The following is a 26,809-nucleotide window of genomic DNA, read 5'->3' as shown; positions in this document are numbered from 1 at the left end:
GGAGGAGGGTACGGCAGGCCGCCTTGTGGGCCGCTTGCCGTACCTTAAGCCGAAATTTCGGGATCTAGAGGGGGTTGGCTAGCTGATTCCGGCTTCTGTGCACTTGGCGGCGAAATCGCCGGTGCACAGCTCCTCCTTGGTGACGTAGCCGTCGGCCACGACGTCCTTGACGGTGTCGAACGTGATCGGCTGGGGGTCGAGGAGCTCAGCGGGGACGTCCGCGCCGGTCTGGGAGTCCTTGACCGTGCCGCTCGCCGTCGGCTTCTCGCCCTTGGCCAGGGCGACCGCGAGCTTGGCCGCGGCGTCGGCCTCCTTCTTGACGGCCTTGTAGACGGTCATGCACTGGTCGCCGGCCAGGATGTTCTGCAGGCCCTGCACGGTCGCGTCCTGGCCGGTGACCGGGACCTTCCCGTTGAGGTTGTTCTTCTTCAGGACGGTGATGGCGGCGTTGCCGAGGCCGTCGTTGGCCGCCAGCACGCCGGCGATCTTCGGCTGGCTGGTGAGCATCTGCTCGAACAGCGTGCCGGCCTTGGTGTTGTCCCACTCGGGCACCGACTCCTCGGGGCCCTTCACGAACTCGCCGGCGTCGAACTTGGGCTTCAGGACGCCGTCGTACCCCTCCTTGAACAGGGTCGCGTTGTTGTCGGTGGGCGAGCCGTTCAGGTAGGCGACGATGGGCTTGTCGGCCTTCTTGTCGGCCAGGCACTTGCTCAGGCCCTCGCCCTGGAGGGTGCCGACCTTGGTGTTGTCGAAGCTGACGTAGTAGGAGGCGTTGCCGCCGAGCGTGAGGCGGTCGTAGTCGATCGTGGGCACGCCCTGCGCCTTGGCCTTGTCGATGACGGTCTTGCCGGTGCCGCTGTCGAGGTTGACGATCATCAGCACGGTCGCGCCGTTGGTGATCATCTGGTCGGCGATGGTCTGGAACGCGTTCTTGTCGTTCTGGGCGTTCTGGATGTCGAAGGCGACCCCGGCGGCGGTGAACGCCTCTCCCAGGAACTTGCGGTCCGCCGTCTCCCAGCGGGCCGAGGACTTGCTGTCGGGCAGGATGACGCCGACCTTGCCCGGCTTGGCGGCGGCCGTCGTGGCTCCCGTCGTCGCGGTGGTGCCGGCGGTCGTGCCGCTCTCGCCCCCGCAGGCGGCCAGACCCAGGATGAGCGCGGCGGCGCCCAGGATCCCCTTGCGCATGGCAGACCTCCCTGAATGTTGTTTGCGGCAACGTATTCCGCCAGGGACCTCTTGGGAAGGGGCTCCACGGGCGGAGTTTGTTGTTGCGCATAACAATCGGGAAACGTGGGTCTTGTCCGGGTGCGCGCCGTCGCGTTGTCTTGGCGCATGGACGATCACCTGGCCATCGCCGACCGCCTCGCGACCTACGCCTACGCGCTGGACAGCGGCGACTGGGACCTGCTCGACGAGGTGTTCACCCCGGACGCCGTGCTCGACTACACCTCCGCGGGCGGGATCAAGGGGCCGTTCCCCGAGGTCAAGGCGTGGCTGGCGGACGTCCTGCCGAACTGGCCGGGACGCCTGCACCTGATCGGGGCCACCCGGGTGACGCTGGACGGGGACTCGGCGCGGGTCTGCGCGTCGTTCACCGACACGCTCTCGCCGAGCCGGGAGCTGGCCAAGCCCGCCGGGATCCTTCAGGGCGGCGGCTGGTACCACCACCGGATGGAACGGACCCCCGCCGGGTGGCGGAGCCGGGAACTGGTCGAGGAGCAGACCTGGCGCACCATGCACTGAGACGCCTCTCCCCTGTCCTAGGTCACCGGTGCTACGGTGAGCTCCGCCGTACCGGGATGAGGGGGCATATGTTCGGGATTGTCCGGCCATGTCGGCACGGCATGTGCGGCGGGATGTTCAAGGACTGGCTCGGCCACCTGTGCGGGCTCTGCCTGGCCTTACGGGACGAGCACGGGCAGGCCGCGCGGCTGGCCACCAACTATGACGCGTTGCTGGTGTCGGTGCTGGCCGAGGCCCAGACGGCCACGCCCGCGCGACGCCGTACGGCGGGGCCGTGCGCCCTGCGCGGATTCAGGACGGCCGGGGTCGTGACGTCGGAGGGGGCCCGGCTGGCCGCGTCCGTCTCGCTCATCCTGGCCGGGGCCAAGCTGCGTGACCACGTCGCCGACGGCGACGGGCCCTACCGGCGGCGGCTCGTCGCCGCGTCCGCCGGGCGGCTGGCCGGGCGCTGGTCCGGCGCGGGCGTCGCGACGGCGGCCGCACTGTCCTTTGACCCCGCCCCGCTGACCGGCGCCGCCGTGGCGCAGATGGAGCTGGAACGGTCCGGCGGCCGTCCGCTGGCCTCGCTCACTACGCCTACCGAGGACGCCGTGGCGGCCGCGTTCGCGCACACCGCCGTGCTGGCGGGGCGGCCGGGCAACCGCGAGCCGCTGGAGCGGGCCGGGCGCGCCTTCGGGCGGCTGGCCCACCTGCTGGACGCCGTGGAGGATCTGGCCGAGGATCGCGAGCGCGGGGCGTACAACCCGCTGGCGGCCACCGGCACGACGCGGGCGGCGGCGCGCGCGCACTGCGAGCAAGCACACGCCGAGCTGCGCGAGTGCGTGGACGGGCTGGACCTGCCCCGGCCCCGGCTGGCCACCACGCTGCTGGTCCGCGAGACGTCCCGGGCGATCACCCGCACCTTCGCCGCGCCCGCAGAGCCTCCCTCCTCATCCGAGGCGCCCTCCAGGCGCGAAGCTCCCTCTTCGCCCGAGCCGCCCCCGGACAAGCGGCCGCGCAAGCCGAATCCGGGTGGGCTGATCTCGCTGGCCTGCGCCGCCTTCTCCTGCTGCACCTGCGGGCTCTACCAGCCGCCCTGGGAGGAGCACGACTCGCGGTGCTCGAACTGCGCCAACTGCGGCGACGTCTGCTGCTCGGGTTGCGACTGCTGCTCGGACTGCGACTGTTGCTCCGGCTGCGACTGCTGCTCGGCCTGACCCGTCACCGCAGGATGCTCTGCCCGATGAGCACCAGCGCGGAGACGGCCGCCACGATGAGGATCGCCGCCCGCACCTTCCCGCCGTCGAGATAGCGGCGCAGCGGCCCCGACACGAGAAAACCGGCGATCATGGGTACGAGCAGCGCCGCCCCGGTGGCCAGCGCCATCGCGGGCAGCCGGTCCACCAGCGCGAGCACGGCCAGCGACCCGGCCGCGCTGAGGGCGAAGAACATGGCCAGGGTGGCCCGGATCTGCGGCCCCTTCGCGCTCTGGTACACCAGCGCGAGGGGCGGGCCGCCGATCCCGGTCGCGGTGCCGGTGACACCGGAGACGAAGCCCGCCGTGGTGAGCGTGGCCCCGTTGCGCGGCACGCTCAGCGCCCGCGCCGTCAGCCCCACCGCGACCAGCACCATCAAGCCGACCAGCACCCCGAGGGTCTGGGTCGAGACGTAGACGACGACGAATCCGCCGACGACCGTGCCGGGCAGCCGGCCGAGCACCGCGAAGCCCAGTCCGCGCCAGTCCACCTTGCGCCACTCGGCGGCCAGCGTGAACAGCGGCATCGTGAAGTTGACCACCTGGATCGCGCCGGGCATCAGGCCGGGGTCGAGCAGCGTGAGCACCGGCGCGGCGATCAGCCCCAGCCCGAACCCCACGCCTCCCTGCACGATTGCCCCAATAAAAACCGCCAAACCGCCAAAAGTCAGGACCAGAACCACATCGTTCATTCCGCAGAGTCAACCACCAACGTCCCACCGCCCTCGCCCGGCCCCTGGGTAGCCCTATGATCCGTTGCTGTGCCCCTCATACAGACCGTCGCCGCGCTCTCCGTGCTGACCCTCACCGCCGCCCCCGCCGCCGACCCGTGGGCGGGCAGCGGCAGGCTGGCCGCGCAGACGTGCGCGGAGCCCGAGCTGATCTCGGGTGGTGTGGCGCGGCCCAGGGAGTACCTGGTCGCGATGGTGAAATGTCTGGACAAAGCGTGGGGTGGGCACTTCAAGCGGGCGCGGATGCCGTTCAGCAAGCCCAAGGTGCGCTACTTCGACGCGCCGCAGGACCGCATCTGCGGCATCGACTGGCCGGAGGGCACCGCCGCCTTCTACTGCCCGGGGCCGCGCACGCTGGTGTTCCCGCTGGCCGGCGACTGGATCGAGGGGCGTACCGACCTGCTGCCGCTCAAGGTCGCGGCCCACGAGTACGGCCACCACCTGCAGAGCCTGACCGGCGTCAGGGCGGTCTACGAGCGCGGGAAGGCCACCGCCGAACGCGGTCGCCGCTACGAGTTGCAGGCCGACTGCCTGGCCGGGGTGTTCCTGGCCGGAGTGTGGCGTTCGCTGCCCAGGGACACGAAGGACTGGGCGGCCCTGGTCGAGGCCGTGCGGGCCAGCGGCGACGACGTCTACCGCACCCACGGCAGCGGCGCCAACCGCGTCTACTGGCTGAAGCGCGGCTTCAGCGGCGGCCGGCCCGGCTCGTGCGACACCTGGTCGGCCTCGCGGGCCCGGGTGTCCTGACGTACCACAGCAGAACGCCCCGCCGCGGACGGGCCGCGGCGGGGCGTGCGGAGCCTACTTGCCCAGCAGCGAGCGGAGCACGTACTGCATGATGCCGCCGTGGCGGTAGTAGTCGGCCTCGCCGGGGGTGTCGATGCGGACGACCGCGTCGAACTCGACGTCGCCGGCCTTCACGTGCACGGTCTGCGGGATGCCGCCGTCGTTGAGCGCCACGACGCCGGTGATCTCGAAGGTCTCCTCGCCGGTGAGCCCCAGGGACGCGGCCGAGCCGCCCTCCGGGTACTGCAGCGGCAGGACGCCCATGCCGATCAGGTTGGAGCGGTGGATGCGCTCGTAGGACTCGGCGATCACGGCGCGCACGCCGAGCAGCGCGGTGCCCTTGGCGGCCCAGTCGCGCGAGGAGCCGGAGCCGTACTCCTTGCCCGCCAGGACGACCAGCGGCGTGCCCTGGGCGGCGTAGTTGACCGAGGCGTCGTAGATGAACGACACCGGGCCGTCGGCCTGGGTGAAGTCGCGGGTGTAGCCGCCCTCGGTGCCGGGGGCGATCTGGTTGCGCAGGCGGATGTTGGCGAACGTGCCGCGGATCATGACCTCGTGGTTGCCTCGGCGCGAGCCGTAGGAGTTGAAGTCCTTGACCGCGACGCCGTGCTCGTCGAGGTACTGCGCGGCCGGGGTGCCGACCTTGATGGCGCCGGCGGGCGAGATGTGGTCGGTGGTGACCGAGTCGCCCACCTTGACCAGCACGCGGGCGCCGGAGATGTCGGTGACCGGCTCCGGCTTGAGCGGCATGCCCTCGAAGTAGGGGGCCTTGCGGACGTAGGTGGAATCCGGGTCCCACTCGAAGGTGTTGCCGGTCGGGATCGGCAGCGAGCGCCACGTGTCGTCGCCCTTGAAGACGTCGGCGTAGTCGCGCTCGAACATCTCCCGGCCGATCGAGGAGTTGACGACCTCGGAGATCTCCTCCGGCGAGGGCCAGATGTCCTTGAGGAAGACCGGCTTGCCGTCGTTGCCGAGGCCGAGCGGCTCGGTGTCGAGGTCGATGTCCATCGTGCCGGCGAGCGCGTAGGCGACCACCAGCGGCGGCGAGGCCAGGTAGTTCATCTTCACGTCGGGGTTGATGCGGCCCTCGAAGTTGCGGTTGCCGGACAGCACCGCGGTGACGGCCAGGTCGTTGTCCTGGACCGCCTGCGAGATCTCGGGGATCAGCGGGCCCGAGTTGCCGATGCAGGTCGTGCAGCCGTAGCCGACCAGGTTGAAACCGATCTTGTCCAGGTACGGCTGCAGCCCCGACCGCTCGAAGTACCCGGTGACGACCTGCGAACCGGGGGCCAGCGAGGTCTTGACCCACGGCTTGCGGTTGAGGCCCTTGTCGACCGCGTTGCGGGCGAGCAGGGCGGCGCCCAGCATCACGTAGGGGTTGGAGGTGTTGGTGCAGCTCGTGATCGCGGCGATGGAGACGATGCCGTGGTCGATCTCGAACGCGGTGCCGTCGGCGAGCGTCACCGGGCACGGCTTGTGCGGGCGGCCGTTGGCGTTCTGCGCGGGCGGGTCGGAGGCGGGGAAGCTCTCCTTGCCCGCCTCGTCGTCGGCGACGAAGTTGGCCACGTCGTGACGCCAGGTGTCCTTGGCGGCCGACAGGGCGATGCGGTCCTGCGGGCGCTTCGGGCCGGCGATCGACGGGACGACCGTGGCCAGGTCGAGCTCGATGTACTCGGAGAACTCCGGCTCGGCGCCGTTCGGGTCGAGCCACAGGCCCTGGGCCTTGGCGTAGGCCTCGACGAGCGCGATCTGCTCCTCGGAGCGGCCGGTCAGGCGCAGGTAGTCGGTGGTCTGGCCGTCGATCGGGAAGATGGCGCAGGTGGAGCCGAACTCGGGGCTCATGTTGCCGATCGTGGCCCGGTCGGCCAGCGGCACGGAGGCGACGCCCTCGCCGTAGAACTCGACGAACTTGCCGACCACGCCGTGCTTGCGCAGGATCTCGGTGATCGTCAGCACCAGGTCGGTCGCGGTGGCGCCGGCCGGGAGCTTGCCGCTGAGCTTGAAGCCCACCACGCGCGGAATCAGCATGGAGATCGGCTGGCCGAGCATCGCGGCCTCGGCCTCGATGCCGCCGACGCCCCAGCCGAGGACGCCGATGCCGTTCTCCATCGTGGTGTGGGAGTCGGTGCCGACGCAGGTGTCCGGGTAGGCCTTGCCGTCGCGCGTCATGACCACGCGGGCCAGGTGCTCGATGTTGACCTGGTGCACGATGCCGGTGCCGGGCGGGACGACCTTGAACTCGTCGAAGGCGGTCTGGCCCCAGCGGAGGAACTGGTAACGCTCGCGGTTGCGCTCGTACTCGCGCTCGACGTTGCGCTGGAAGGCGTCGGGGTGACCGAAGTAGTCGACGATGACCGAGTGGTCGATGACCATCTCGGCGGGCGCCAGCGGGTTGATCTTCGTCGCGTCCCCGCCCAGCTCGCGTACGGCCTCGCGCATCGTGGCCAGGTCGACCACACAGGGCACGCCGGTGAAGTCCTGCATGATCACGCGGGCCGGCGTGAACTGGATCTCGACACTCGGCGCGGCCTTCGGGTCCCAACCGCCCAGGGCGCGGATGTGGTCGGCGGTGATGTTGGCGCCGTCCTCGGTGCGGAGGAGGTTCTCCAGCAGGATCTTCAGGCTGTACGGCAGGCGCGCCGAGCCCTCCACGGCGTCCAGCCGGAAAATCTCATACGACGCGTCGCCGACGCGTAGCGTGTCACGGCTGCCGAAGCTGTTCGCGGACACGGTGAATCGCCTCCTCGGTGGACCAAATACTCAGTCAAATCCTGCCGCACCCCGGGACCGAACAAGACGTTAGGTAACCCTAACCCGCAGGTTGCAGCGGATATCTCGACATCAAGATATCCCGAAAGTATCTCGACATCAAGTTAAACCGCGCGGCCCCACTCCTCCCGGAAGTGCTCGATGATCTGTCGTGCCTGCTCGTCGCCCACTTCTGCCAGGGACAAGCCGAACTCGCCACGCTCCCACTCCGCGATGAAACCGGTGCGGTGCCACTCCAGGTCCATCTGCAGCGCCTCGTCCAGGTGGCCCCTCCGCCGGCCTTGGTAGCCGCTCCCTTCATCACGGCCTCGACCTCCGGCATCAGGTCGACCAGCCGGTCCCGGGCATGGTCGGTCACCAGGTTCTGCTCGGCGTTGAGGTAGCGTCCGCTCTCCCCACGCCATGCGCCGGGCTCCGACGTGTCCTCCTGCCGCTGGGCGAGATCCCAGACGCGTACCAGGTCCGAGGCCGAGGCGCCGTTGCGTTCGAACTCGGGGGCGGCGGTGCCGGGTGTCTCTCGGTCGTCGGGCCGATCGACGCTCATGCGGCCACCCAAACAGCCGCACGCCCCGCCCGGGAAGGCCTAAATCACAGGGGCGCCAGCCGCCAGAACAGCAGTCCGATGATCGCCACCGACAACATCGGAGCCAGGACCTTCTGCTCGAACTTCTTGCCCGTCTTGATGCCGATCTTCCACGGCAGCACCCACCGCGCCGCCAGCGGCCACAGCACCGGGCAGCCCTTCTCGGTCATGCAGTCGCCCACGGTGTGGACCAGGCAGCCGATCCCCACCGCGAGCCCCAGCCACGCGTAGCCGACCTCCATCGACATGAACACCACGTACAGCCCCGCCGTCAGGCCGATGTTCACCATGGCCGAGCCGGTCTTGTTGCCGGGGATGCCGATGCCGATCGCGCGCAGCGCCAGGCCGATCAGCAGGACGACCATGATGTCGCGCCCGATCGGGTACGTGCTGGCCAGCCAGTGCGCCCCGAACCCCATCGCCACCGCGAACACCAGCGAGTGCGTCATCCCCCGGTGCCCGCCGCTGATCCACGCGACCACCTTCGACAGCGCCCACGTCACCGGCCCGAACGTCTGGGCGATGGTCGCGCTCGGGTGGTCGAGGTCGGGCAGCATCGCCGCCCCCGCGCACACCAGCGCCCCGGCGATGAGTTCCGACGGCGTCAGCGCGGTGGCCATGATCCCGGTGTCGATGAACCGGCTCGACTCGTTCAGCAACGGCAGCGCCGCGAACGCGGGCGCCAGTCCCAGCCACGCGATGGCTCCGGTCATCGCGTGCGAATGCCCCATCATGCGAAGATCACAAAAAGTTACTGTACGGCAAAGCCCGGCCCTAGCGGAGGTATCCCAACGGCCACTGGCACTCCAGAAAGTCCGCCAGAACCGGCGAAACCGCCTCAGTCCATCCCCGCGCGCCCGCCGTACACCCCGCTGCCCGCTCCACCGCGCCCGGCCGTCGCTCACCGAGCGCGACCGCGACGCCGTCGCGCGCCACCCATTCCGGCTCGACGCGCTTGGCGCAGTGCCAGCGCCCTTCCAGGCGCGCCCGCAGCCCGGCCACGACGTGCTCGGCCAGCGCGCCGGGGCTCACCGAGCCGGACATCGCCGCCGAGCGGGAGGCGACGGCGTCGTCCACGGCGTGGGCGAGCGCGCAGTCGAGCAGGCGGCGGTCCATGGTGCGGACGCTCTGCAGCAGTTCGATGCGCGGCACGACGGGGATCTCGCCGAGCAGATGGGAGATGACCGACAGTTCCGCCCATGCCGCCAGCCAGGGACGCGTCTCGCCCAGCCGCTGGGCGCGGCGCATCTGGCGCAGCGTGCACGGTCCCGCCCCGCACGCCTGCGGGCAGGTGGCGCTCCTGGGCCCGACCAGGTCGCGGGCGTCGGCGGTGAAGTGGGGTCCGCGCTCGCGGGCGGTGCCGTCGGGCATGCGTACCAGCAGCGGATGGTCCATCCCATCGGCGAACACCGCCGCCTCCCCCGGCGGCAGCGTCACCAGGTAGGCCGACTGCGCGTCGGACAGGTTCATGGTCGCGCCGACCGCCTCGCGGTCGTCGGCGGCGGGCAGGCGGTGCACGATCTTCACGGCGGTGTTCTTGATCACGTCGGGGATGAGCTTCGCGGGGATCTGCTCCGACACGACGAGCCCCTCGCCGTAGGCGCGGATCTCGGCCAGCAGCGAGGCGAACGTCTCGACCGCGTGCGCCGCCGCCCCCTTCGTCCCTTCTGTACGGCGGAGCAGCCGGTGGGCCTCCTCGATCACCGTCAGATGCCGGAGCTCCTCCGAACCCGTCCTGCCCACCCGCAGATGCTCCACCAGACGCAGCAGCACCACGCCCATGAGGAACGCCTTGTCCTGGTCGTCGCCGACGTCCTCGATCTGGAAGACGACGTCGCGGGCCAGCAGGCGTTCGAAGTCGATCGGGTGCCCGCCCTGCAGAAACCTGCCGGTACCGCCGAGGCGGAGCGCGGCCAGCCGTACCCGGATGAAGCCCTGCACGTTGTCGCGGACCTCCTGGCCGTAGCCGACCTCGGCCACCACGCGCTCGGCGGCGCGCTGCAGGTCCTCCAGCGTCGGGTAGCGGGGCCGCAGGCCCTCCTCGCGCGGCTCGCCCAGTGTGAGGTCCCAGCCGAGGTCCTCGTAGCAGCGGGTCAGCGCCGCCGCCAGCACCTGCGGGAACGGGTCCTCGGCGGCGAAGGCGGCCAGGAACAGGGCGCGCAGCAGGTCGGCGTGGGTCTGCAGGGGGAAGCCGGCGGCGGGTTCGAGCGGGTTCAGGCCCGCGGCGACCGCGTCGGCCAGCCCCGGCCTGATCACCAGCACCTCGCGGCCCGGCAGCCTGGCCGCCATCGCCGTGTACTCCGCCTTGGCCGGCTCCACCACCAGCCACGGCAGCCCGGCCGCCGAGGCCGCCTCCAGCAGCGAGCGCACCGTCTGCGACTTGCCCGCCCCCGTCGCCCCGCACACGAACGCGTGCCGGTTCAGGCTCTCCGTCCCCAGCGAGAACTCCCCGGCGGGCTCACGCTGCCGGTCCAGAACCGTCCCCACCCTGACGCCGCCCTCCGCCACCTCGGGGCTCAGGTCGAACTCGGGCGGGCGCGCCAGCCGTACCCCCGGCACCTCCCGCCGCGGCGCCCGCGCCAGCGCGGCCAGCAGCTCCGTCCCCGCCGTGAACGCCGCCGCCCCTCTGCCGTCATCCGGCCTCAGCGTGTACGGCAGGCCGTCCAGATCCATGGCCCCGCACAGCAGCCCGGCCACCCGGAGCGCGTCCCGCTTGGCCTCGGCCCCCGCCACCATCCGCACCCGCCAAAGCCCGATCGACGCCCCGGCGGCCAGCTCCCGATACCGATCGTTGAGCCGCTCGGCCTCGACCGCGAACCGCGCCGACCGTTCCTCCCTGGCCGCCGCCGCCCGCTGCGCCCGCCCGGTCTCCTCGGCCAGCCCCGCCATGGCCTGAGAGTCGACCGGCTCGGCCAGCACCATCCACCCGAAGGCGCCGCTCCAGGCCGCCAGCAGCCCGTCCTCCAGCGCCGCCCCCACGCGCCCCGGCCTTTCCTCCCGCACCAGCAGCGGATCCCGAACCGCCGTGACCCCCCACCAGTGCGGCAACCGCCGCAACACCCCAGCCGCGCCCCCGTGCAACTCCACCCCACGGGCCCCCGCCGGCAACCGCAGCAGCACCCCGTCATCCAGCGCGGTCCCCAGTTCCTCCCCCACGGCCACGACATCCACCGGCCCGCCCCGCCGCTCCCGCACCCACCCGAACCCGACGGCCGCACCCCCGTGAAACGCCGAGGCCAGCACGGCCACCCTGGGCCATCGGTCGTCCGGGGACTGGGGGTCGTCGGGGCGGGGGATCTCACGGACGCTGTAGGCGGGGGTGAGATGAAGCCGCTCCCAGAACGCACTCAACGCAACTCGCTCCACCGCTCCCGAAACTGCTCGATGATCCCGGCCACCTGGTCTTCGGCGATTTCCACGAGTTCGCTGGGGTAGTCGCCTCTCTTCCACTCCACGAGCGCGGCGGTGCGATGCCATTGCAGGTCCTTCTGGAAGGACTCGTCGCGAACACCGCCGTCATGCACGGTCCGGCGGACCATCCCCGCCGGACGTTCGACGGGATATCCGGCATCGACGATGGCGTAATACGTGACCTTCTCCGGCATGTCGGTCAACCCCTCTTGCGGTAGTCCTGCAATTCTTCGACACCCTCAGGAATGGACACCCTGGCGGAAACCTCGCGCTGCTCCTCTTCCAGGCTCTCCTTGTCGGCGTCGGAAACCTTCGGATCACGCAAGCGCTCATAGGCGGCGTGTGTCTCCTGCTTGGCCGCGAAACTCTCCGGGGTGTGAAACTGCACTTCGAAGAGATCTCCTTCGGCGGTGCGCCAGCGGGTGTTGACCCCCTTGTAGTCCTGACTCGCCCAGGCGTTCCAGCGGTGTTCCAGGGACAGGCCCTTCGACTCCAGTAACCCGCACACACGATTGTGTCCGTCGACGTAGTCCTCCGCGGCGAACTGATAGGTGTAGCGGAGCCCGTCGGAAACCATGGCAGCAGCCCTCATCGGGCTAAGCTCCGGTCGGTCTCGCATGAACCCCTCGGTCTTCTGCCAATATCTCTCTTCGCCCTTGAGCTCGAACTCCAAGCCCACCAACGCCGCACCCGGGACCGAATCCCGGGTTTCCTCCACCACGGCTCTTACTTTCGGTTGGACCTCATTTCGGAGGCGGTCCATGACCGAGGAGAACTCCTGGCGGTCGGCGGCTTCCCATAATCGTGAGTAAAGCGCCTCCCGGTCCTCGTTCGCAGGCTCTTCCCGCACCTCCCGGCGCGCCGATTCGGCGGGTTCCGGTTCCTCTGACCGGTCGATGGCCATTGCGGCAGAGTAAACGGCCGCTTGACGCGTTGAGAAGGCCCAACCTCATATGCCACTCAAGCAGTAATTTGTCGTTTATGACCCCCGATGAATTACCCGTGTCCCGTTCCCGTCTGTTCACTCCAGGGCGGCGGCTGGGGTGGGTGTTCCGGGACAGGCGGCTGCTCTACCGGCCCTTCCCGGAACCGCCTCCCGAGCGCGGGGCCGTACCGGGTGAGCTGGTGCGCAGGGCCGAGGACGCGGTGGCGGCGCATCGGCGGACGGTGCGGTCGGCGGTGCGGTTCTTCGGGATTCCGGCGGCGCTGCTCGGGGTGATGGCGGCGGTGCTCACGATCGCGGGGAGCGGCGGGATCGTGCCGGTGCTGCAGCTTGGGCTGGGGGCGCTGGTGGCGTTGCCCGGGGCGGCGAGCATCGCGGTGTCGGCGGGGCGGCGGGCCGGAGCGGTGCGGGCGGTTGAGCGGGTCCGGCGAGTAGCGGACGCGGAGCATGAACGGGAGCGGGCGGCCTGGGAGCGGCGGCGGGGCGCGCATGAAATGCGGCAGCGGGAACTGGTCGAGCGGGCGGACGAGTGGGGGTCGGCGCAGGCGGGCGGTACGCGGCGGCTGGACGTGTTCGGGGGGAACCTGTGGGGGTGGGAGGCGTTGCTGACCGTGCACGGGGCTTCGCTGCTGGCCTCGCAGCCGGTTCTGGTCGTCGACCTGTCCAGGGAGGTCGTCTGCGCGGAGCTCGCCAGGCTGGCGGCGGGGCTGGGGACGAGCGTGCGGTTCGAGGTGCTGCCCAGGGATCTGGAGAGCTCCCGGGTGGGGTCCGACCTGGAGCCGTGGCAGCTCGCCGAGATGCTGGTCGAGGCGATGCACGGCGGGGTGGAGCGGGCGGGGGATTCCCGGGCCGACCGCAGTGCCGATCTGCGGGTTCTGGGCGCCCTGGCCGGCGCCATGCGGGAGGTCAGCGTCGGGGGGCTGGTGGAGGGGTTGCGGGTGCTGCTGGGGGAGGATCCCCCGGCGGGGTCCGTGTTGTCGGCGGCGGAGCGGGAGCACATCGCGCACGGACTGTTCACCGACGGGTACGTGGAACACGCGCGTCCCGCGCTGGCCAGGATGGAGGCGTTCCTGCATCCGCTGGCCGGGCTGGGCGCGAGCCGTACCGGCGGAGGGGCGGCGGTGCTCACCTGCCTGGCGCTGGAGGGCGGCGGCCGCAGCGCGGGCGCCGAGCTGCTCACGGACCTGCTCACGCAGTGGCTGGTGCGCCGCGTGGACGGGCTGGCCGGGCACGTGCCCGCCGTGGTGGTGGCGGGGGCGGACGAGGTCGCCGCGCATCATCTGGAGCGGCTTTCCGACGTGTGCGAGCGGCGCGGGGTGCCGCTGACGCTGCTGTTCCGTCATCTGCGGGAGACGTCGCTGCGGATGATCGGGGGCGGAGCGGTGGCGTTCATGCGGCTGGGCAACCACGAGGAGGCCACCCGGGCGGCCGACTTCGTGGGCAGGTCGCACCGGTTCGTCCTGTCGCAGCTCACCCGGACGATGGGCGGCAACGAGACCCACACGCGCACCGAGACCCAGGGCGAGTCGGCCACCGAGGGCACCAGCTCGTCCACGAGCAGGTCGTCCACCAAGACCTACCGCGAGGGCCTGCTGCCCCTCCCCGACCTGCTCAACTTCTCCAAGGGCAAGACGGACACCTCGGGCGACAGCCGCTCGTTCACCCGGACGTGGTCGTCGGCGGTGGCGTTCGCGGAGGGCACGAACTGGTCGGACGCGCAGGCGCGCCAGCGGGTCTACGAGTACGTTGTGGAGCCGTCGACGATGCAGAGCCTGCCCGAGTACGCCCTGCTGCTGGCCGAACCCACCCCCGGCCAGGGCGTACGGCTGACGCCCACCGAGTGCAACCCCGCGATCATCACGCTGCCAAGGGTGAGTGTCAGCCAATTCACATGAGCCCTGTTCACATTTCCGGATTCTTGGGGTTACTTGTGAGTATCACCCATGACGCCGGAGGTACCCCCCAATGCGCTTACCCCTGGCCCTGCTGGCGGCACTGACCGTGCTCGTCACACCGGCCCAAGCCCAGGCAAGCACCGCCAACCCCCTCCCGCCCCACCTGGAGACCATCCGCAAGGCCGAGGCGATCAGGCTCTACGGCGACGACGCCATCCGCCCGCTCGCCCAGCGCAAGACCTCCCTCGCCACGCTCGGCGACAGCGAGATCTCCGGCGAGGGCGCCGTCGACCGCTCGCTCTACGAGCCCGGCACCGACGGACCCGACAACTGGTGCCACCGCTCGACCAAGGCGGCGGTCCACGTCACCCAGATCCCCGCCGACGTCACCTACAACCTGTCCTGCTCCGGAGGCGCCACCAACGACATCACGATCGGCGGCACCCACCAGTACGAGGAGCTCAACCAGGGCGAGAACCTGTCGATCAAGGCCCGCAACACCAGGATCAAGATGATCACCGTGGTCGCGGGCGCCAACGACGACGGCGGGCCCGAGTTCGGCCCCACGATGACCGACTGCGTCACCCGCCGGGTGCTCTTCCAGGGCAACTGCTGGCCGAGCCAGGACCCGACCTGGCAGCAGCGCGTCGACTTCATCGTGCCCCGCGTGGCCAAGGCGCTGACCGACATCAAGCAGATCATGGCCGAGGCCGGGTACGCCCCGGCCGACTACCAGCTCGTCGCCATGTCCTACCCCGGCCCGGCCAACCCGGACGTCGAGGACAACCCGAACTTCCCCGGCTGGTACAACGGCGGCTGCCTCGGCTACCTGTCCGACCTGGCCTTCGCCCGCAACAAGGCGGTCCCGATCTTCGAGCAGGGCATCCGCGCCGCCGCCCAGCAGGCCGGCGCCCGCTACCTCGACGCCAGCCGCCTCTTCCACGGCACCGAGCCCTGCATGGACACCACCTGGGTGACCGGCCTGCACGCGGTCAACGGCGACTTCTTCAACCCGAACGCGGTCCGGCAGTCGTTCCACCCGAACTCCTCCGGGCACGCGGCGTTCGGCGCCTGCCTGACCCAGTTCTTCAACGCCAACACCAGCGCCGCCACCTGCATGAACCCGGCCGGCTCGCTGAGCCCTCGGCTGTACGCGGGGCTGCCGGAGTTCAAGCAGCTCAGGCACGCGGCGACCGGCACCTGCGTGGACGTCGAGGGCAACTCCTCGCGCAACGGCCGCAAGCTGGTGAGCTGGCCGTGCGAGGCCACCAGGAACCAGGCGTTCTGGTACGACCCGTCCACCCAGGCGGTGCACACCCAGTTGTCGCAGGACCGGTGCGCCGACATCAACGGCGGCAACCTGGTGGCCGGCACCGCCGTACAGGTGTGGAACTGCAACGCGAGCCCGGCGCAGCGCTGGACCTTCGACGGCGCGCGCCTGCACGCCGCGGGAGCGCCGTCGCTGTGCGCGACCTTCCCGGGTACGGCCCGCGCCCTCGGCGACGGCATGGTCCTGGCCCCGTGCGACGGCGGCGACCAGCGTCAGGTGTTCACCTGGGAGACCAAGACCGCGGTCGTCTACCAGCAGCTCAAGCTGTCGGGCAAGTGCCTGGACGTGCCGGGCGCGAAGCCGGCCGGCGGCGCGAACCTGTTGCTCTACTCCTGCGACGGCAAGGCCGACCAGTTCTGGGGCTTCAACACCGTCTCCGGCCAGTTGCACAACCTGGCCGACCCCGGCCTGTGCGCGGACGTGGAGGGCGGCACGATGGCCCAGGGCCAGCCGATCCAGGTGGCGAACTGCTCCGCGGCGATCGGTCAGTACTCGGCCTCGATGCGCTGGAACCTGTCCGGTGGCGGCTACGCCTCCCGCAAGGACCCGTCATGGCGGATCGGCGCGGCGGGCTCGGCCGACAACACGCCCGTGACCTTGCAAAGGACGGGAACCTGGGCCCCGGGTGAGAGCCGGCGGCCGGACCCGTGGAAGTTCATGACCATCGACATCTACTGAAACTTGCGGAAAACGCAGACGAGGTCGTTTCCAGCGGCGACAGCACCCCCCAGCCCTGCCGACGCGGAACGACCTCGTCTGCTCTAGTTAACGGCCGCCTTTCCCGTGCTGTTCCCGGATTCCGCAACTTTTTCGTGATCTGTCTCACTCTCGGCCAGTGCGGCCGGGGTGACCGCCCGCAGGAAGGGGATCACGAGCACGAGGGCGAGCGCGGCGAACAGCGCGAAGGCGATCCGGACCCCCGCGAACTGCGCGATGAGCCCGGCCGCCAGCGAGGCGATCGGCATCGCCCCGTAGGCCAGCATGCGCCCGGCGGCGGTGTAGCGGCCCAGCAGCCGGTCGGGCACGATCGTCTGCGCGATCGTGCGGGAGTTGACCGACCACAGCGTGCCGCCCATGCCGCCGACGAAGGCGGCGGCGCCGACCGCCCAGGCGTCGGGCAGCACGGCCGGGACGAACACCATGAGGAAGGTGCCGACCAGGTCGGCGAACAGTGCCCAGCGCACCCCCAGCAGCCGGTTGACCAGCGAGGTCGTCAGGGCGCCCATGAGCCCGCCGACCCCGATCGCGCTGATCAGCAGGCCGTATCCCGACGCGTCCAGCCGGAGCACGTGGGTGGCGTAGACCGGGAGCAGCGCCAGCCAGGCGGCCCAGCTCGCACCGAGCACGGTGATGGTCAGGTTGAGCGTGCGCAGGAGCCGATGGTTCCACAGGAAGGCGAGCCCCTCGCGGATCTCGCCGCCGACCGAGGTCGGCTCGCGCGCGGGCTGCGTCGCGGCGCGGAAGCGGCCGACCAGGAGCGCGAGCAGAACCGCGCCGAGCGCGAAGCCGACCCCCGCCGAGCCGAGCGCCACCGACAGGCCGATCCCCACCAGCAGGCCGCCGACCGCGGGCCCGGCGAACTCGTTCATCAGCGTCTCGGCCCCGGCGATCCAGGCGTTGGCGCGGGTGAGCCGCCTGGCCGGCACGGCCGCGGGCACCAGGGCGCCGATCGCCGCGCTGGCCACCACCTCGGCGACGCCCAGCGTGAGACCGGTGGCGTACAGCAGGGGCAGGGACAGCAGGCCCGCCAGCGCCGCGGCGAGCAGGACGCCGACGGCGCCGAGCCTGACCAGGTTGGCCACGACGGCCAGCCGCCGCCGGTCGCCGCGGTCGGCCAGGACGCCGGCGTGCAGCGAGGCCAGCAGCCAGGGCAGCGTCAGCGTGACGCCCACCCCGGTGATCAGCGCCGGTGAGGACGTCAGCCCGACCGCGGCCATCGGCAGCGCGACCCTGCCGATGCCGTCGGCCAGGTTCGTGACGGCGGTGAACCCGACCAGGGCGCCTTCGTTGCGCGACATTGAACCACCTATCCCGTTAGATGGTTAGAGAATAACCATCTAAGTGCTTTGATGGAAGGCATGGCGGAACCATCCCGCGCGACCCTCCTCGTCGAGGCGTTCGCGAACACGATCGACGTCGAAGAGGCCACCGACGCGCTGTCCGACCTGGCCGGGCTGCGGAGCTGGCTGAGCGATCACGGCCTGCCCTCCGACGTGGACGAACGCGACTTCCACCAGGCCAGGCTGCTGCGGGCCGGGCTCAGGGAACGACTGCTGGCCAACAACGGCGAGGAGCCGGACGAGCGCGTCCTGGCCGAGGCCGAGCGGGTGCTCGACTACCTGCCGCTCACCGTGAGCCTCAGCGTCGAGACGCCGCTGGCGGCCGAGGGGCCGCTCGCGATCATCGCCGCCGCCTGGGCCACGACCGCCGCGACCGGCGAGTGGCAGCGGCTGAAGAGGTGCCCGAACCACGCCTGCGCCTGGGTTTTCTGGGACGGCACGCGCAGCCGTACCCGCCGGTGGTGCTCGATGCGGGTGTGCGGAAACCGGGCGAAGGTGCGCGCGCACGCGGAACGGCGGCGGACGACGTAGGCTTGTCATCGACTGGTTGTCGATATATCTTTGAAGCATCGACAGCATTCGACGATAGGAGTACGACATGTCTTCCGCACAAGCGTCAGGCGGCCCCTGGCCCCACGCGCACGAGTTCAAGCACGCCGCCCGCGAGGCGCTCAAGAACCTCGCCGAGGCCTTCGAGCAGGGCGCCGAGCACCATCACCACCGCAGGGGCGGCGGCGGTCCGCACGAGCACCGCGGCCGCGGCAGGCGCGGCGGTCCCGGCCCGTTCGGCTTCGGTCCTGGCGGCCCCTGGGCCCCCGGCGGTCCCTTCAGCGGGGGCCGCGGCGGCTGGGGCGGATGGGGCGGCCGGCCCCGCAAGGCCAAGCGCGGCGACGTCCGCGCCGCCATCCTCGCCCTCCTGGCCGAGGAGCCCCGCAACGGCTACCAGATCATCCAGGAGATCGCCGAGCGCAGCGAGGGCGGCTGGAAGCCCAGCCCCGGCGCCGTGTACCCGGCGCTCCAGCAGCTCACCGACGAGGGCCTGGTCGTCGCCGACGAGAGCGAGGGCCGCAAGACCTTCCGCCTCACCGAGGACGGCCGTGCCTACATCGAGGCGCACGCCGACGAGGTCCGCGCCCCGTGGGACGAGATGCGACCGGACATCGACGACAACACCGCAGATTTGTGGGATATTGCCCGCCAATCCGCCTTCGCCATGATGCAGGTATTGCAGACTGGCAGTGAGGCGCAGATCCGCGAGGCCCGCAAGGTGCTCACGGAGACGCGCCGCAAGCTCTACCAGATCCTGGCTGACGGCGACCCTGGCGAGGAGTGACCTGAGTGGACGCGCACGACCTCCGGATCGGCGATGCCGAGCGTGAGCGGACGATGGCCTCCCTGCGCGAGCACTTCGCGCAGGGTCGCCTGAACCACGAGGAGCTCGACGAGCGACTCGACCGCACGCTGGCCGCCCGCACCGCACGCGACCTGACCGCGATCACGGCGGACCTGCCCTCCACGGAGTACGGCTACGCGCCACCCACTCCGGCCAAGGACGGCGCCTGGGACGACCGGCACGCCTACCAAGAGATGATGCGTGCCCACCGTCACCAGATGAAGCAGGCCCGCCACCAGATGCACGAGGCCCACCGGCAGTGGCACGAGACGCGCCACCGGACGCGGCACCAGGGCCCCGCCCGCCGCCATCACGGGCCGCCGCCGTTCGTGCCGTTCCTGCTGGTGTTCGGGCTCATCGCCCTGATCGTGGGCGGTTTCGGCGCGCTGAAGTTCGTCCTGTTCATCGCGATCGGCGCGATGATCTTCAGTGCCATCCGCCGCGCGGCCATCCGCCGGTCCCTACGCTGACCCGCCGGGCTCGCCGTCCGGCGCCAGCGACTCCCTCAGCCTGCGCAGCTCGGCCGCGATGGCGTCGAGGGTCCAGTGCGCGTTCAGCCCGCTCGGGTTGGGCAGCACCCACACGGGCGTGTCCGCGATCCTCCGCTCCTGCGCCCCGATCCTGGCCTTGGGTACGGCGAAGGCCGTCCGGAAGGCCGACACCCCGAGCACGGCCAGCGTCCTGGGCCTGTGCTCCGCCAGCAGGGCGGCCAGCCGTACACCCCCCTCCGCCAGCTCGGCCCGTGACAGCTCCGCGGCCTTCGCGCTCGCCCGCGGCACGAGATTGGTGATCCCCAGCCCGTACGACGGCAGCAGGTGCTGCTCGGCCGGAGCCAACAGGCGCGGCGTGAACCCCGACAGGTGCAGCGCCGGCCAGAACCGGTTGCCGGGCCGGGCGAAATGGTGACCGGTGGCCTCCGACATCAGCCCGGGGTTGATGCCGCAGAAGAGCACGTCGAGGTCGGGTCCGAGCACGTCGTCGATCACGACGGCGAGATTAGCCCATGTCTTCGAGCTTGCGGCCCTTGGTCTCCTTGACCCACTTGGTGACGAAGAGGAAGGACAGGACGGCGAACGCGGCGTACATCATGTACGTGAACGGCAGGTTCCACTCCGACAGCGCCGGGAACGAGACCGTGATCAGCCAGTTCGCGATCCACTGGGCCGCGGCGGCGACGCCGAGGGCGGCGGCGCGGATGCGGTTGGGGAACATCTCCCCCAGCAGCACCCAGACCACCACACCCCAGGACAGGGCGAAGAACAGCACGAACACGTTGGCCGCGACCAGCGCGATCGTGCCCTGCGGGTTCGGCAGCGTGACCGCGCCGTTGACCGTCTGGGCCGCGCTGAACGCCCACGCCGCCGTGCCCAGCGCGATCGCCATGCCCGCCGAGCCGATCAGCAGCAGCGGCTTGCGGCCGATCCTGTCGACCAGCGAGATGGCGATGAACGTGCCGATGATGTTGATGACCGAGCTGGAGAAGCTGATCAGCAGCGAGTTGCTCTGGTCGATGCCGACCGACTGCCAGAGCACCGACGAGTAGTAGAAGATCACGTTGATGCCGACGAACTGCTGGAACACCGACAGGATGATGCCGATCCAGACGATCGGCAGCAGGCCGAGCGCGGGTCCGCGCAGGTCCTTCATCGTGGGGCGGGCCTCGGTCCGCAGCGAGTGCTGGATCTCGGCCACGCGGGCGTCCAGGTCGATGTCCGGGCCCTCCACCTCGGCCAGCACCTTCCGCGCGGCGGGCGAACGGCCGGCCGCGATGAGGTAGCGCGGCGACTCCGGGATCGTGGAGGCGAACAGCAGGTACAGCAGCGCCGGCACCACACACGCGCCCAGCATCCACTGCCACGCCTGCAGGCCCCAGAGCGGGTTGTTCACGTCCCCGCCGGCCACCCGCGCCAGCAGATAGTTGACCAGTTGCGACACCGCGATGCCGAGCACGATCGCGAGCTGCTGGAACGATCCCAGCCGCCCCCGGTAGGCGGGCGGCGCCACCTCCGCGATGTACGTCGGCCCCAGCACCGAGGCCATGCCGATCGCCACGCCCGCCAGCACGCGCCAGAACGCCAGGTCCCAGATCGCGAACGGCAGCATCTGGCCGATCGAGCTGACCGCGAACAGCACCGCCGCGACCTGCATGGTCCTGGTCCTGCCCCACCGGTCGGCCAGCCCGCCGCCGACCCACGCGCCGATGGCGGAGCCGAGCAGCGCGATCGCCACGACGAAGCCGGTCTCCACGGAGCCGACCTGGAAGTGTTTCTGGATGCCGGTGACGGCGCCGTTGATGACGGAGCTGTCATAGCCGAACAGGAAGCCGCCTATGGCGGCCGCGGCCGTGATGAAGACGACGTGCCCCAGATTCTCCTGCTGCGACTGCGGTGTGGCCATGTTTCCGGACGTACCCGGAGATTGATCAATAAACGGCTCTGCTTCGGCAAAGAGAGGGCGGTGCAGCCATTTGACCCAATCGGAAAGCGGGGAAATGGCGCTTCTGCCGGGCTAAGTCTGGCGATTAATGTACCTGCATGTCACGGATCGTCCCACCTCCCGGGCCTGCCCGCACCCTCGCGCTGGCGCAGCTCACCAACTCCCTCGGCGACGGCGCCTTCTACGCCTCCTCCGCGCTGTTCTTCACCCGGGTCGTCGGGCTCTCGGCCGCGCAGGTCGGCGTGGCGCTGACCGTGGCATGGGCGTGCGGGATGCTGGCCGGGGTGCCGCTGGGGCACGTGGCCGACCGCTGGGGGCCGCGCCGCACCGCCGTCGTGCTCGCGGTGGCGACCGCGCTCGCGCTCGGCGCGTTCCTCGTCGTCCGCGCCTACCCGCTGTTCGTCCTCGTGGCCTGCCTGTACGCCTGCTGCCAGGGCGGGCTCACCTCCGCCAGGCAGGCGCTGCTGGCCGGGCTGGTGTCCGCCGAGGAGCGCACCGCCGTCCGCGCCCACCTGCAGTCCACGCTCAACGCCGGACTGGCCGTCGGCGCGGGGCTCGGCGGGCTGGCGCTCTCCTTCGACACCGCGCCCGCCTACCTGGCCGTCTTCGCCCTGGACGCCGCGGCCTTCCTGCTGGCGGCGCTGGTCCTGCTCCGCCTGCCCGAGGTGCCGCCGGTGCGCGCCGCCGCTCCGGGCGCCCGCGAGCCCCGGCTGGCCGTGCTGCGCGACCGCCCGTACGCGCTGGTCACCTTCCTCAACGCGATCATGTACCTGAACATGCCGCTGCTCAGCCTCGGCCTGCCGCTGTGGATCGTCGCACGCACCGACGCCCCCAAGCCCGTCGCCGCCGCCCTCCTCGTGGTCAACATGCTCTCGGTCGTGATCTTCCAGATACGGGTGGCCCGCCAGGTCACCGACCTGCCCAGCGCCGCCAGGGTCGCGGGCAGGTCCGGCTGGGTGTTCCTGGCCGCCTGCCTGGTGTACGCCGTCTCCGGAGCCCACCTCGGCCCCTGGGTGGCGGTGGCGGTGCTGGTGGCCGCCGCCCTGATCCAGGTGTTCGGCGAGATGATGCAGGGCGCCGCCGCCTGGGAGCTGGGCTTCGGCCTGGCCGCCCCCGACAAGCAGGGCCAGTACCAGGGGTTCTTCGGGATGGGGCCGCAGATCGCGCGCATGCTGGGGCCGGTGCTGATGACCACGCTGCTGATCGGCTGGGGCACGGCGGGGTGGCTCGTCCTGGGCGGCCTGTTCCTGGCGGCGGGTCTCGCCCTGGGCCCCGCCGTCCGCCTCGCCCAACGCACCCGCCCCACCCTCACCCCCCACCCCTGACCCCTTGCATCCCGACCCCATCCCTGCCCGTCGCCATGATCTTCCGGGCTTTCCGCGCCGCCGGACCATAGACCGCGTCGAGGCGGAACCGTGCCGTCAGTCCAGGATGAGCAGGAAGTGTTCCTCGCCGTCGTGGACGACCGTGCCCGCGTGCTTGAACCCGGCCCCCTCCAGCAGGCGGACCGAGCCGGTGTTGCCCTTGTGGGGGTCGGCGTGCAGCGGGCGGATGTGCTCCTCCTCCAGGAAGAGGGCCATCGCCCGGGTGCCGACGCCCTTGCCCCAGTAGTCGCGGCCCAGCCAGTAGCCGACGAAGCGGCGTCCCTCGTCCGTCCAGGACATGATGTTGCCCGCCGTCGCGCCGTCCACGGTGATGGTCCTGACCAGGTTGCCGGGGGGCGCGAGGACGTTGACCCGCCAGTGGTTCATGAACCGCTCCCGGGGGCGGGAGGGAAAGTTGGCCCGCGCGCTGGCCTCCTCGTCCTGCTCGTACTCGAAGAACACCTCGAGGTCGGCCTCGGCCACGGCGCGCAGCCGTACGTCTGTGTTCATGGCGACGCAGTCTGGCATCCGCGACCGACAGTTCACGGACGCTGGTCGGCCGGGATCGTGGCCGTGACCACGAACCCGCCCGAACCGTCGTCCTCGGCCGCGAAGGCCCCGCCGAGCAGCGACACCCTGCGCCGCAGCCCGATCAGCCCCATCCCCGACCCGGCCGCCGCCAGACCGGGCGCGACAGCCGCGAGATCGAGCCCGGCCGCGGGATCGGACCCGGCCGCGAGATCAAACCGGGCCGCGAGGTCGGATCCGGCCGCCGCCGGATCGGGCGTGGGCCGTGGCGCCGGGTTGCGTACCTCGACCTCCACGCGGTCGCCCGGGTAGGCGAGCGTGACCGTCACGGGCGCGCCGGGCGCGTGCTTGCGGGCGTTGGTCAGCGACTCCTGCACCACCCGGTACGCCGCCCGCGCCACCACCGGCGGCACCGTGGACGGATCACCGGACACCTCCAGCGTGACCCCCTCCCCCGAGGCCAGCTCCGCCAGATCACCCCCGGTGTCACGATCCGCCCGCCCCCGACCACCGGAACCCGACCCCGGCCCCCGGCCAGAGCCCGGCCCGCCGCCCGACCCCGAGCCCGGCCCCGGCAGGTCGTCACCCGCGACCACCTGCATCAGCTCGCGCAGTTCCTCCAGCGTCCGGGCCCCCGCGCGGCGGATCTGGTCGGCCGCGGTGCGGGCCGCCTCCTCGCGGGCCGTCACCCGCAGCGCCTCGGCGTTCAGGACGATCTCGGTGACGTGGTGGGTGACGATGTCGTGCATCTCGGCCGCCAGCCGCCGCCGCTCGGCGACCTCGGCGCGCTCGGCGAGCAGGCGGCGTTCCGCGTCGGCCAGTTCGGCCCTGCCGCGCAGCGAGCGCACCAGCGCGTACCGGGTCTTGAGCCACAGCGCCACGACCGCGGGCAGCGCCGTGGCCGACAGCGAGAAGTACAGCGCGGTCCAGGTCGGCGCCCAGATCGGGATCGCCAGCAGCGCCAGCCCCGCCGCGAAGGCGAACGCCTGGCGCCAGGGCAGCACGTACACCAGGAACGACACCACGAGCGGCGCCGCCAGCGGAGCGGACACCTGCGTGGGCCCGTCGCTCAGGGCCAGCGCCGCCGCGGCGGCCAGGGTGACCACGCCGACGGTACGCGGCAGCCGTACCACCGCCAGAAGGCAGACGTCGACCACGAGGTTCACCACCAGCTCCACGACCGGCCCGCCGCCCGCGAACAGCAGGACCTGCGCGATCGCGCACAGCACGGCCGCGCCCGCCGAGGCCGCGAGCATGGTACGGCGGTCGCCCGCGGACAGGTCGGGCCTGGTCACGGCGGGTCACCCGGCAGCAGGCCCGCCTGATGGGCCAGCAGCGCGGCCTGGGTGCGGTGGGTGAGGCCGAGCTTGGCCAGCAGCCGCGAGACGTAGCTCTTCACGGTCGTCTCCGACAGGAACAGCCGCCGCGCGATCTCCGGGTTGGTGAGGCCCTCGCCCAGGCAGGCGAGCACCTCGCGCTCACGCTCGGCCAGTTCCCCGACCTTGGCGCGGGCGCTCTCGCCGCGCTCGGCCCTGGACACCAGGCGCCGGGCGGCGATCGGCGACATGACCACGTGCCCGTCGGCCGCCACCCGGATGAGGTTGAGCAGGTCCTCGGCAGGCGTGGTCTTGACCAGGTATCCGCTCGCCCCCGCGGCCAGCGCGGCACGCACGTGGGTGTCGGAGTCGAACGTGGTCAGCGCGATCACGGTCGGCGGCTCGGCCAGGGCGGAGATCTCCCCGGTGGCCGTGACGCCGTCCACGCCGGGCATCCGCAGGTCCATGAGCACGACGTCGGGCCGGCCGCGCAGGACCTCCTCCACGGCCTCGGCCCCGTCGCGCGCCTCCCCGACGACCTCGATCTCCGGGCTGGAGCCGAGGATGGTGCGCAGGTGGCCGCGTACCATCGGGTCGTCGTCGACGAGCAGCACCCTGATCATGCGTGCCGAGTCTGTCATCTCCCGATTGTCCCGCTCCAGAAGCCGCACCGGTGCGTCCGGTCCAGATCCACGGGGCCGATGCCGCCCTGGCCGGCCGGCTTGAGGCTGACGGCGCGGCTGCCGGAGAAGGCGGGCCAGCCGCCGGGGCGGCCGGTGCGGGCGAAGGAGGTCCACGCGGCGACCATCCGGTCGGCCAGCCGCCACTGCTCGGCGGTGAGGTCCCAGGGCTGCCCGCCGAGGTCGAACAGGTACGGCAGCTCGCCGGCGTGCTGCGCGCCCGGCGGGAAGCCGGCCGGCACGCCGCCCAGGTTGGGCGCCTTCTCGTCGGCGAACTCGTAGGCGTAGACCCGGGTGTGCTCGGCCATCGCGCGGTCCGCCCAGAGCGTCGGGCAGGCCCAGGCGCGGTCGCCGGCCACGGTGGCCCAGGCCAGGGCCGGGCTCCGGTAGGCCGACAGCGGGTACTTCTTCGTCGCGGCGCCGGCGTGCGCGCCGAAGGCGCCCTTCATGAGCTGCGGGTAGTTCTCCGCGGTCACCCGGAGCCCGGCCCGCTCGGCGCCCGCGACGAACCCGTTGCCCTCGTCCTTGGTGCCGCCGGACAGCACCGGGATCCTCATGAACCTGCCCTGGCGCAGCGCCTCGGCAGGTTCGCGGGGCAGCAGCGGCGTGCCGTACGCGAGATTGCTGGAGAAGCTCTCGTTGACGGGCATCAGCGCGGCGGCGGGCTTGGCCCGCAGGCACTCCAGTTCCTCGCCCCGCGGGCAGCCCAGCTTCTTCGCCGCCTCCAGTCCGTTCGCCTGGTTGGCCTTCAGGGAGGTGTAGGGGGTGAAGGACGGCATGCCGGGGATCGGCACGTACGTCCCGCTGACCCACTCCAGCATGCAGGAGCCGGACTGGATGATCGCCCGGTGGGCCAGCCCGCGCGCGGCCGGGGAGGTGAGCAGCGCGCAGGTGCTCATCCCGCCCGCCGACTCCCCGAACAGGGTCACGTTGCCGGGGTCGCCGCCGAAGGCCGCGGCGTTGCGCTTGGTCCAGCGCAGCGCCTCCAACTGGTCGGCCAATCCGAACGTGCCGGACCCCGCCAGGCCGGGCAGGCCGAGGTAGCCGAACGCGCCGAGCCGGTAGTTGACGGTCACCACCATGACGCCGCCCTTGGCGGCCAGGCGGCGGGCGTCGTAGGCGTGGCCGTTGCCGGTGGTGTAGCCGCCCCCGTGGAGCCACACCATGACCGGCAGCCGCTTGCCCGTGCGCTTGGCCGGGACGGTGACGTTGACGAACAGGCAGTCCTCCGCGCCGACCTGCTTGCCCGCCTCCGCCTGCGTGCACTGCTCGCCCGGTTTGGTGGCGTCGGCCACCCCGGCCCAGGGTTCGGCCCGGACCGGCTCCTTCCAGCGCAGCGGGCCGACGGGCGGGCGCGCGTACCGGATGCCGCTGAAGGTGGTGACCTCGGCCTGTGTCTGGCCGCGGATCCGGCCGGAGTCCAGCTTGACCACGCCGGCCTCGGGGACCGCGGCGTGCGCGGCCCCCGAGACGAGGAGCACGCAGAGCCCCGCGAGCAGGGACGATCTCATGTCAGCTTCCTTCCGAACGCCGTTGGGACCGCCACCGTACGATCGGCGCGGCGGCCCCCGGCACCTTCGGAAGTTGCGACCCGGCGACCGGAAGTT

General features: G+C 71.4%; 24 protein-coding genes. 9 read left to right on the top strand and 15 right to left on the bottom strand.

Annotation, left to right across the window (positions count from 1 at the left end):
* Window positions 1–78: 78 nt before the first annotated feature.
* Entirely contained in the window at window positions 79–1,185 is a 1,107-nt protein-coding gene (locus ACIBEJ_RS11345) for a sugar ABC transporter substrate-binding protein (RefSeq protein WP_397182547.1), read from the bottom strand.
* A 147-nt stretch (window positions 1,186–1,332) separates the two neighbouring features.
* Here ACIBEJ_RS11345 and ACIBEJ_RS11340 point away from each other — a divergent pair, with 147 nt between their 5' ends.
* Window positions 1,333–1,743 (top strand): nuclear transport factor 2 family protein, encoded by a 411-nt coding sequence (locus ACIBEJ_RS11340; RefSeq protein ID WP_397182546.1) that lies wholly within the window; start codon window positions 1,333–1,335, stop codon window positions 1,741–1,743.
* A 68-nt stretch (window positions 1,744–1,811) separates the two neighbouring features.
* Window positions 1,812–2,939 carry a DUF5685 family protein gene (locus ACIBEJ_RS11335; RefSeq protein WP_397182545.1) on the top strand — a complete coding sequence of 376 codons (1,128 nt, stop codon included), beginning with the start codon at window positions 1,812–1,814 and terminating at the stop codon, window positions 2,937–2,939.
* Window positions 2,940–2,943: 4 nt separating this feature from the next.
* Here ACIBEJ_RS11335 and ACIBEJ_RS11330 read toward each other — a convergent pair whose 3' ends face one another.
* A complete protein-coding gene (locus tag ACIBEJ_RS11330) occupies window positions 2,944–3,669 on the bottom strand; it encodes a sulfite exporter TauE/SafE family protein (protein WP_397182544.1) in 726 nt (241 codons plus the stop codon).
* A 69-nt stretch (window positions 3,670–3,738) separates the two neighbouring features.
* Between ACIBEJ_RS11330 and ACIBEJ_RS11325 the strand changes: the two genes are divergently transcribed.
* Window positions 3,739–4,455 carry a neutral zinc metallopeptidase gene (locus ACIBEJ_RS11325; protein WP_397182543.1) on the top strand — a complete coding sequence of 239 codons (717 nt, stop codon included), beginning with the start codon at window positions 3,739–3,741 and terminating at the stop codon, window positions 4,453–4,455.
* 54 nt (window positions 4,456–4,509) lie between these two features.
* Here ACIBEJ_RS11325 and acnA read toward each other — a convergent pair whose 3' ends face one another.
* The 6 genes from acnA to ACIBEJ_RS11295 form a co-directional block, all read right to left on the bottom strand.
* On the bottom strand, window positions 4,510–7,224 hold the full coding sequence (gene acnA / locus ACIBEJ_RS11320; protein ID WP_397182542.1) for an aconitate hydratase AcnA: 2,715 nt from the start codon (window positions 7,222–7,224) through the stop codon (window positions 4,510–4,512).
* 143 nt (window positions 7,225–7,367) lie between these two features.
* Entirely contained in the window at window positions 7,368–7,508 is a 141-nt protein-coding gene (locus ACIBEJ_RS11315; RefSeq protein ID WP_397182541.1) for a hypothetical protein, read from the bottom strand.
* A 343-nt stretch (window positions 7,509–7,851) separates the two neighbouring features.
* The gene (locus ACIBEJ_RS11310) at window positions 7,852–8,580 is read right to left on the bottom strand and encodes a metal-dependent hydrolase (RefSeq protein ID WP_397182540.1); all 729 of its coding nucleotides are present in this window, start codon (window positions 8,578–8,580) and stop codon (window positions 7,852–7,854) included.
* Window positions 8,581–8,620: 40 nt separating this feature from the next.
* Complete coding sequence (locus ACIBEJ_RS11305) at window positions 8,621–11,197, bottom strand: ATP-binding protein (protein WP_397182539.1); 2,577 nt, start codon at window positions 11,195–11,197, stop codon at window positions 8,621–8,623.
* Window positions 11,194–11,451 carry a hypothetical protein gene (locus ACIBEJ_RS11300; RefSeq protein ID WP_397182538.1) on the bottom strand — a complete coding sequence of 86 codons (258 nt, stop codon included), beginning with the start codon at window positions 11,449–11,451 and terminating at the stop codon, window positions 11,194–11,196. The genes ACIBEJ_RS11305 and ACIBEJ_RS11300 overlap by 4 nt, the downstream gene beginning before the upstream one ends.
* A 5-nt stretch (window positions 11,452–11,456) precedes the next feature.
* Window positions 11,457–12,161, bottom strand: a complete 705-nt coding sequence (locus ACIBEJ_RS11295; RefSeq protein ID WP_397182537.1) for a hypothetical protein — start codon at window positions 12,159–12,161, stop codon at window positions 11,457–11,459.
* Between the two features lie 98 nt (window positions 12,162–12,259).
* On the opposite strand from ACIBEJ_RS11295, the gene ACIBEJ_RS11290 reads away from it, so the two are divergent.
* Window positions 12,260–14,095, top strand: coding sequence for a hypothetical protein (locus ACIBEJ_RS11290; RefSeq protein WP_397182536.1), 1,836 nt, complete (start codon window positions 12,260–12,262; stop codon window positions 14,093–14,095).
* Between the two features lie 70 nt (window positions 14,096–14,165).
* Window positions 14,166–16,103 (top strand): ricin-type beta-trefoil lectin domain protein, encoded by a 1,938-nt coding sequence (locus ACIBEJ_RS11285; RefSeq protein ID WP_397182535.1) that lies wholly within the window; start codon window positions 14,166–14,168, stop codon window positions 16,101–16,103.
* An 83-nt stretch (window positions 16,104–16,186) separates the two neighbouring features.
* Here the strand turns inward: ACIBEJ_RS11285 and ACIBEJ_RS11280 are convergent, their stop codons facing one another.
* Complete coding sequence (locus ACIBEJ_RS11280; RefSeq protein WP_397182534.1) at window positions 16,187–17,443, bottom strand: MFS transporter; 1,257 nt, start codon at window positions 17,441–17,443, stop codon at window positions 16,187–16,189.
* A gap of 60 nt (window positions 17,444–17,503) precedes the next feature.
* Here ACIBEJ_RS11280 and ACIBEJ_RS11275 point away from each other — a divergent pair, with 60 nt between their 5' ends.
* The 3 genes from ACIBEJ_RS11275 to ACIBEJ_RS11265 all read left to right on the top strand — a co-directional run bounded on the left by ACIBEJ_RS11275 (window position 17,504) and on the right by ACIBEJ_RS11265 (window position 19,348).
* A complete protein-coding gene (locus tag ACIBEJ_RS11275) occupies window positions 17,504–18,016 on the top strand; it encodes a CGNR zinc finger domain-containing protein (protein WP_397182533.1) in 513 nt (170 codons plus the stop codon).
* Between the two features lie 67 nt (window positions 18,017–18,083).
* Complete coding sequence (locus ACIBEJ_RS11270) at window positions 18,084–18,818, top strand: PadR family transcriptional regulator (RefSeq protein ID WP_397182532.1); 735 nt, start codon at window positions 18,084–18,086, stop codon at window positions 18,816–18,818.
* 5 nt (window positions 18,819–18,823) lie between these two features.
* Window positions 18,824–19,348 (top strand): DUF1707 domain-containing protein, encoded by a 525-nt coding sequence (locus ACIBEJ_RS11265; RefSeq protein ID WP_397182531.1) that lies wholly within the window; start codon window positions 18,824–18,826, stop codon window positions 19,346–19,348.
* Here the strand turns inward: ACIBEJ_RS11265 and mug are convergent.
* Together mug and ACIBEJ_RS11255 are read right to left on the bottom strand one after the other, a co-directional pair.
* Entirely contained in the window at window positions 19,340–19,864 is a 525-nt protein-coding gene (gene mug, locus ACIBEJ_RS11260) for a G/U mismatch-specific DNA glycosylase (RefSeq protein WP_397182530.1), read from the bottom strand. The two genes, ACIBEJ_RS11265 and mug, sit on opposite strands and share 9 nt — an antisense overlap.
* A 10-nt stretch (window positions 19,865–19,874) precedes the next feature.
* The gene (locus tag ACIBEJ_RS11255; RefSeq protein ID WP_397182529.1) at window positions 19,875–21,275 is read right to left on the bottom strand and encodes a sugar porter family MFS transporter; all 1,401 of its coding nucleotides are present in this window, start codon (window positions 21,273–21,275) and stop codon (window positions 19,875–19,877) included.
* A gap of 137 nt (window positions 21,276–21,412) precedes the next feature.
* On the opposite strand from ACIBEJ_RS11255, the gene ACIBEJ_RS11250 reads away from it, so the two are divergent.
* On the top strand, window positions 21,413–22,639 hold the full coding sequence (locus ACIBEJ_RS11250; RefSeq protein WP_397182528.1) for an MFS transporter: 1,227 nt from the start codon (window positions 21,413–21,415) through the stop codon (window positions 22,637–22,639).
* Between the two features lie 96 nt (window positions 22,640–22,735).
* On the opposite strand, the gene ACIBEJ_RS11245 is transcribed toward ACIBEJ_RS11250, so the two are convergent.
* The 4 genes from ACIBEJ_RS11245 to ACIBEJ_RS11230 are packed head-to-tail and all read right to left on the bottom strand — an operon-like array spanning window position 22,736 to window position 26,713.
* A complete protein-coding gene (locus ACIBEJ_RS11245; protein ID WP_397182527.1) occupies window positions 22,736–23,188 on the bottom strand; it encodes a GNAT family N-acetyltransferase in 453 nt (150 codons plus the stop codon).
* A gap of 32 nt (window positions 23,189–23,220) precedes the next feature.
* Complete coding sequence (locus ACIBEJ_RS11240) at window positions 23,221–24,501, bottom strand: sensor histidine kinase (protein WP_397182526.1); 1,281 nt, start codon at window positions 24,499–24,501, stop codon at window positions 23,221–23,223.
* Window positions 24,498–25,163, bottom strand: a complete 666-nt coding sequence (locus ACIBEJ_RS11235; protein WP_397182525.1) for a response regulator — start codon at window positions 25,161–25,163, stop codon at window positions 24,498–24,500. The genes ACIBEJ_RS11240 and ACIBEJ_RS11235 overlap by 4 nt, the downstream gene beginning before the upstream one ends.
* Window positions 25,160–26,713 (bottom strand): carboxylesterase/lipase family protein, encoded by a 1,554-nt coding sequence (locus tag ACIBEJ_RS11230; RefSeq protein ID WP_397182524.1) that lies wholly within the window; start codon window positions 26,711–26,713, stop codon window positions 25,160–25,162. The genes ACIBEJ_RS11235 and ACIBEJ_RS11230 overlap by 4 nt, the downstream gene beginning before the upstream one ends.
* Between the last annotated feature and the right edge of the window lie 96 nt (window positions 26,714–26,809).

The sequence above is a fragment of the Nonomuraea sp. NPDC050790 genome, from assembly GCF_044456745.1.
Taxonomy (GTDB): domain Bacteria; phylum Actinomycetota; class Actinomycetes; order Streptosporangiales; family Streptosporangiaceae; genus Nonomuraea.
The sequence above is the reverse complement of the archived record's forward strand: the minus strand, read 5'-3'. Positions and strand labels throughout refer to the sequence as shown.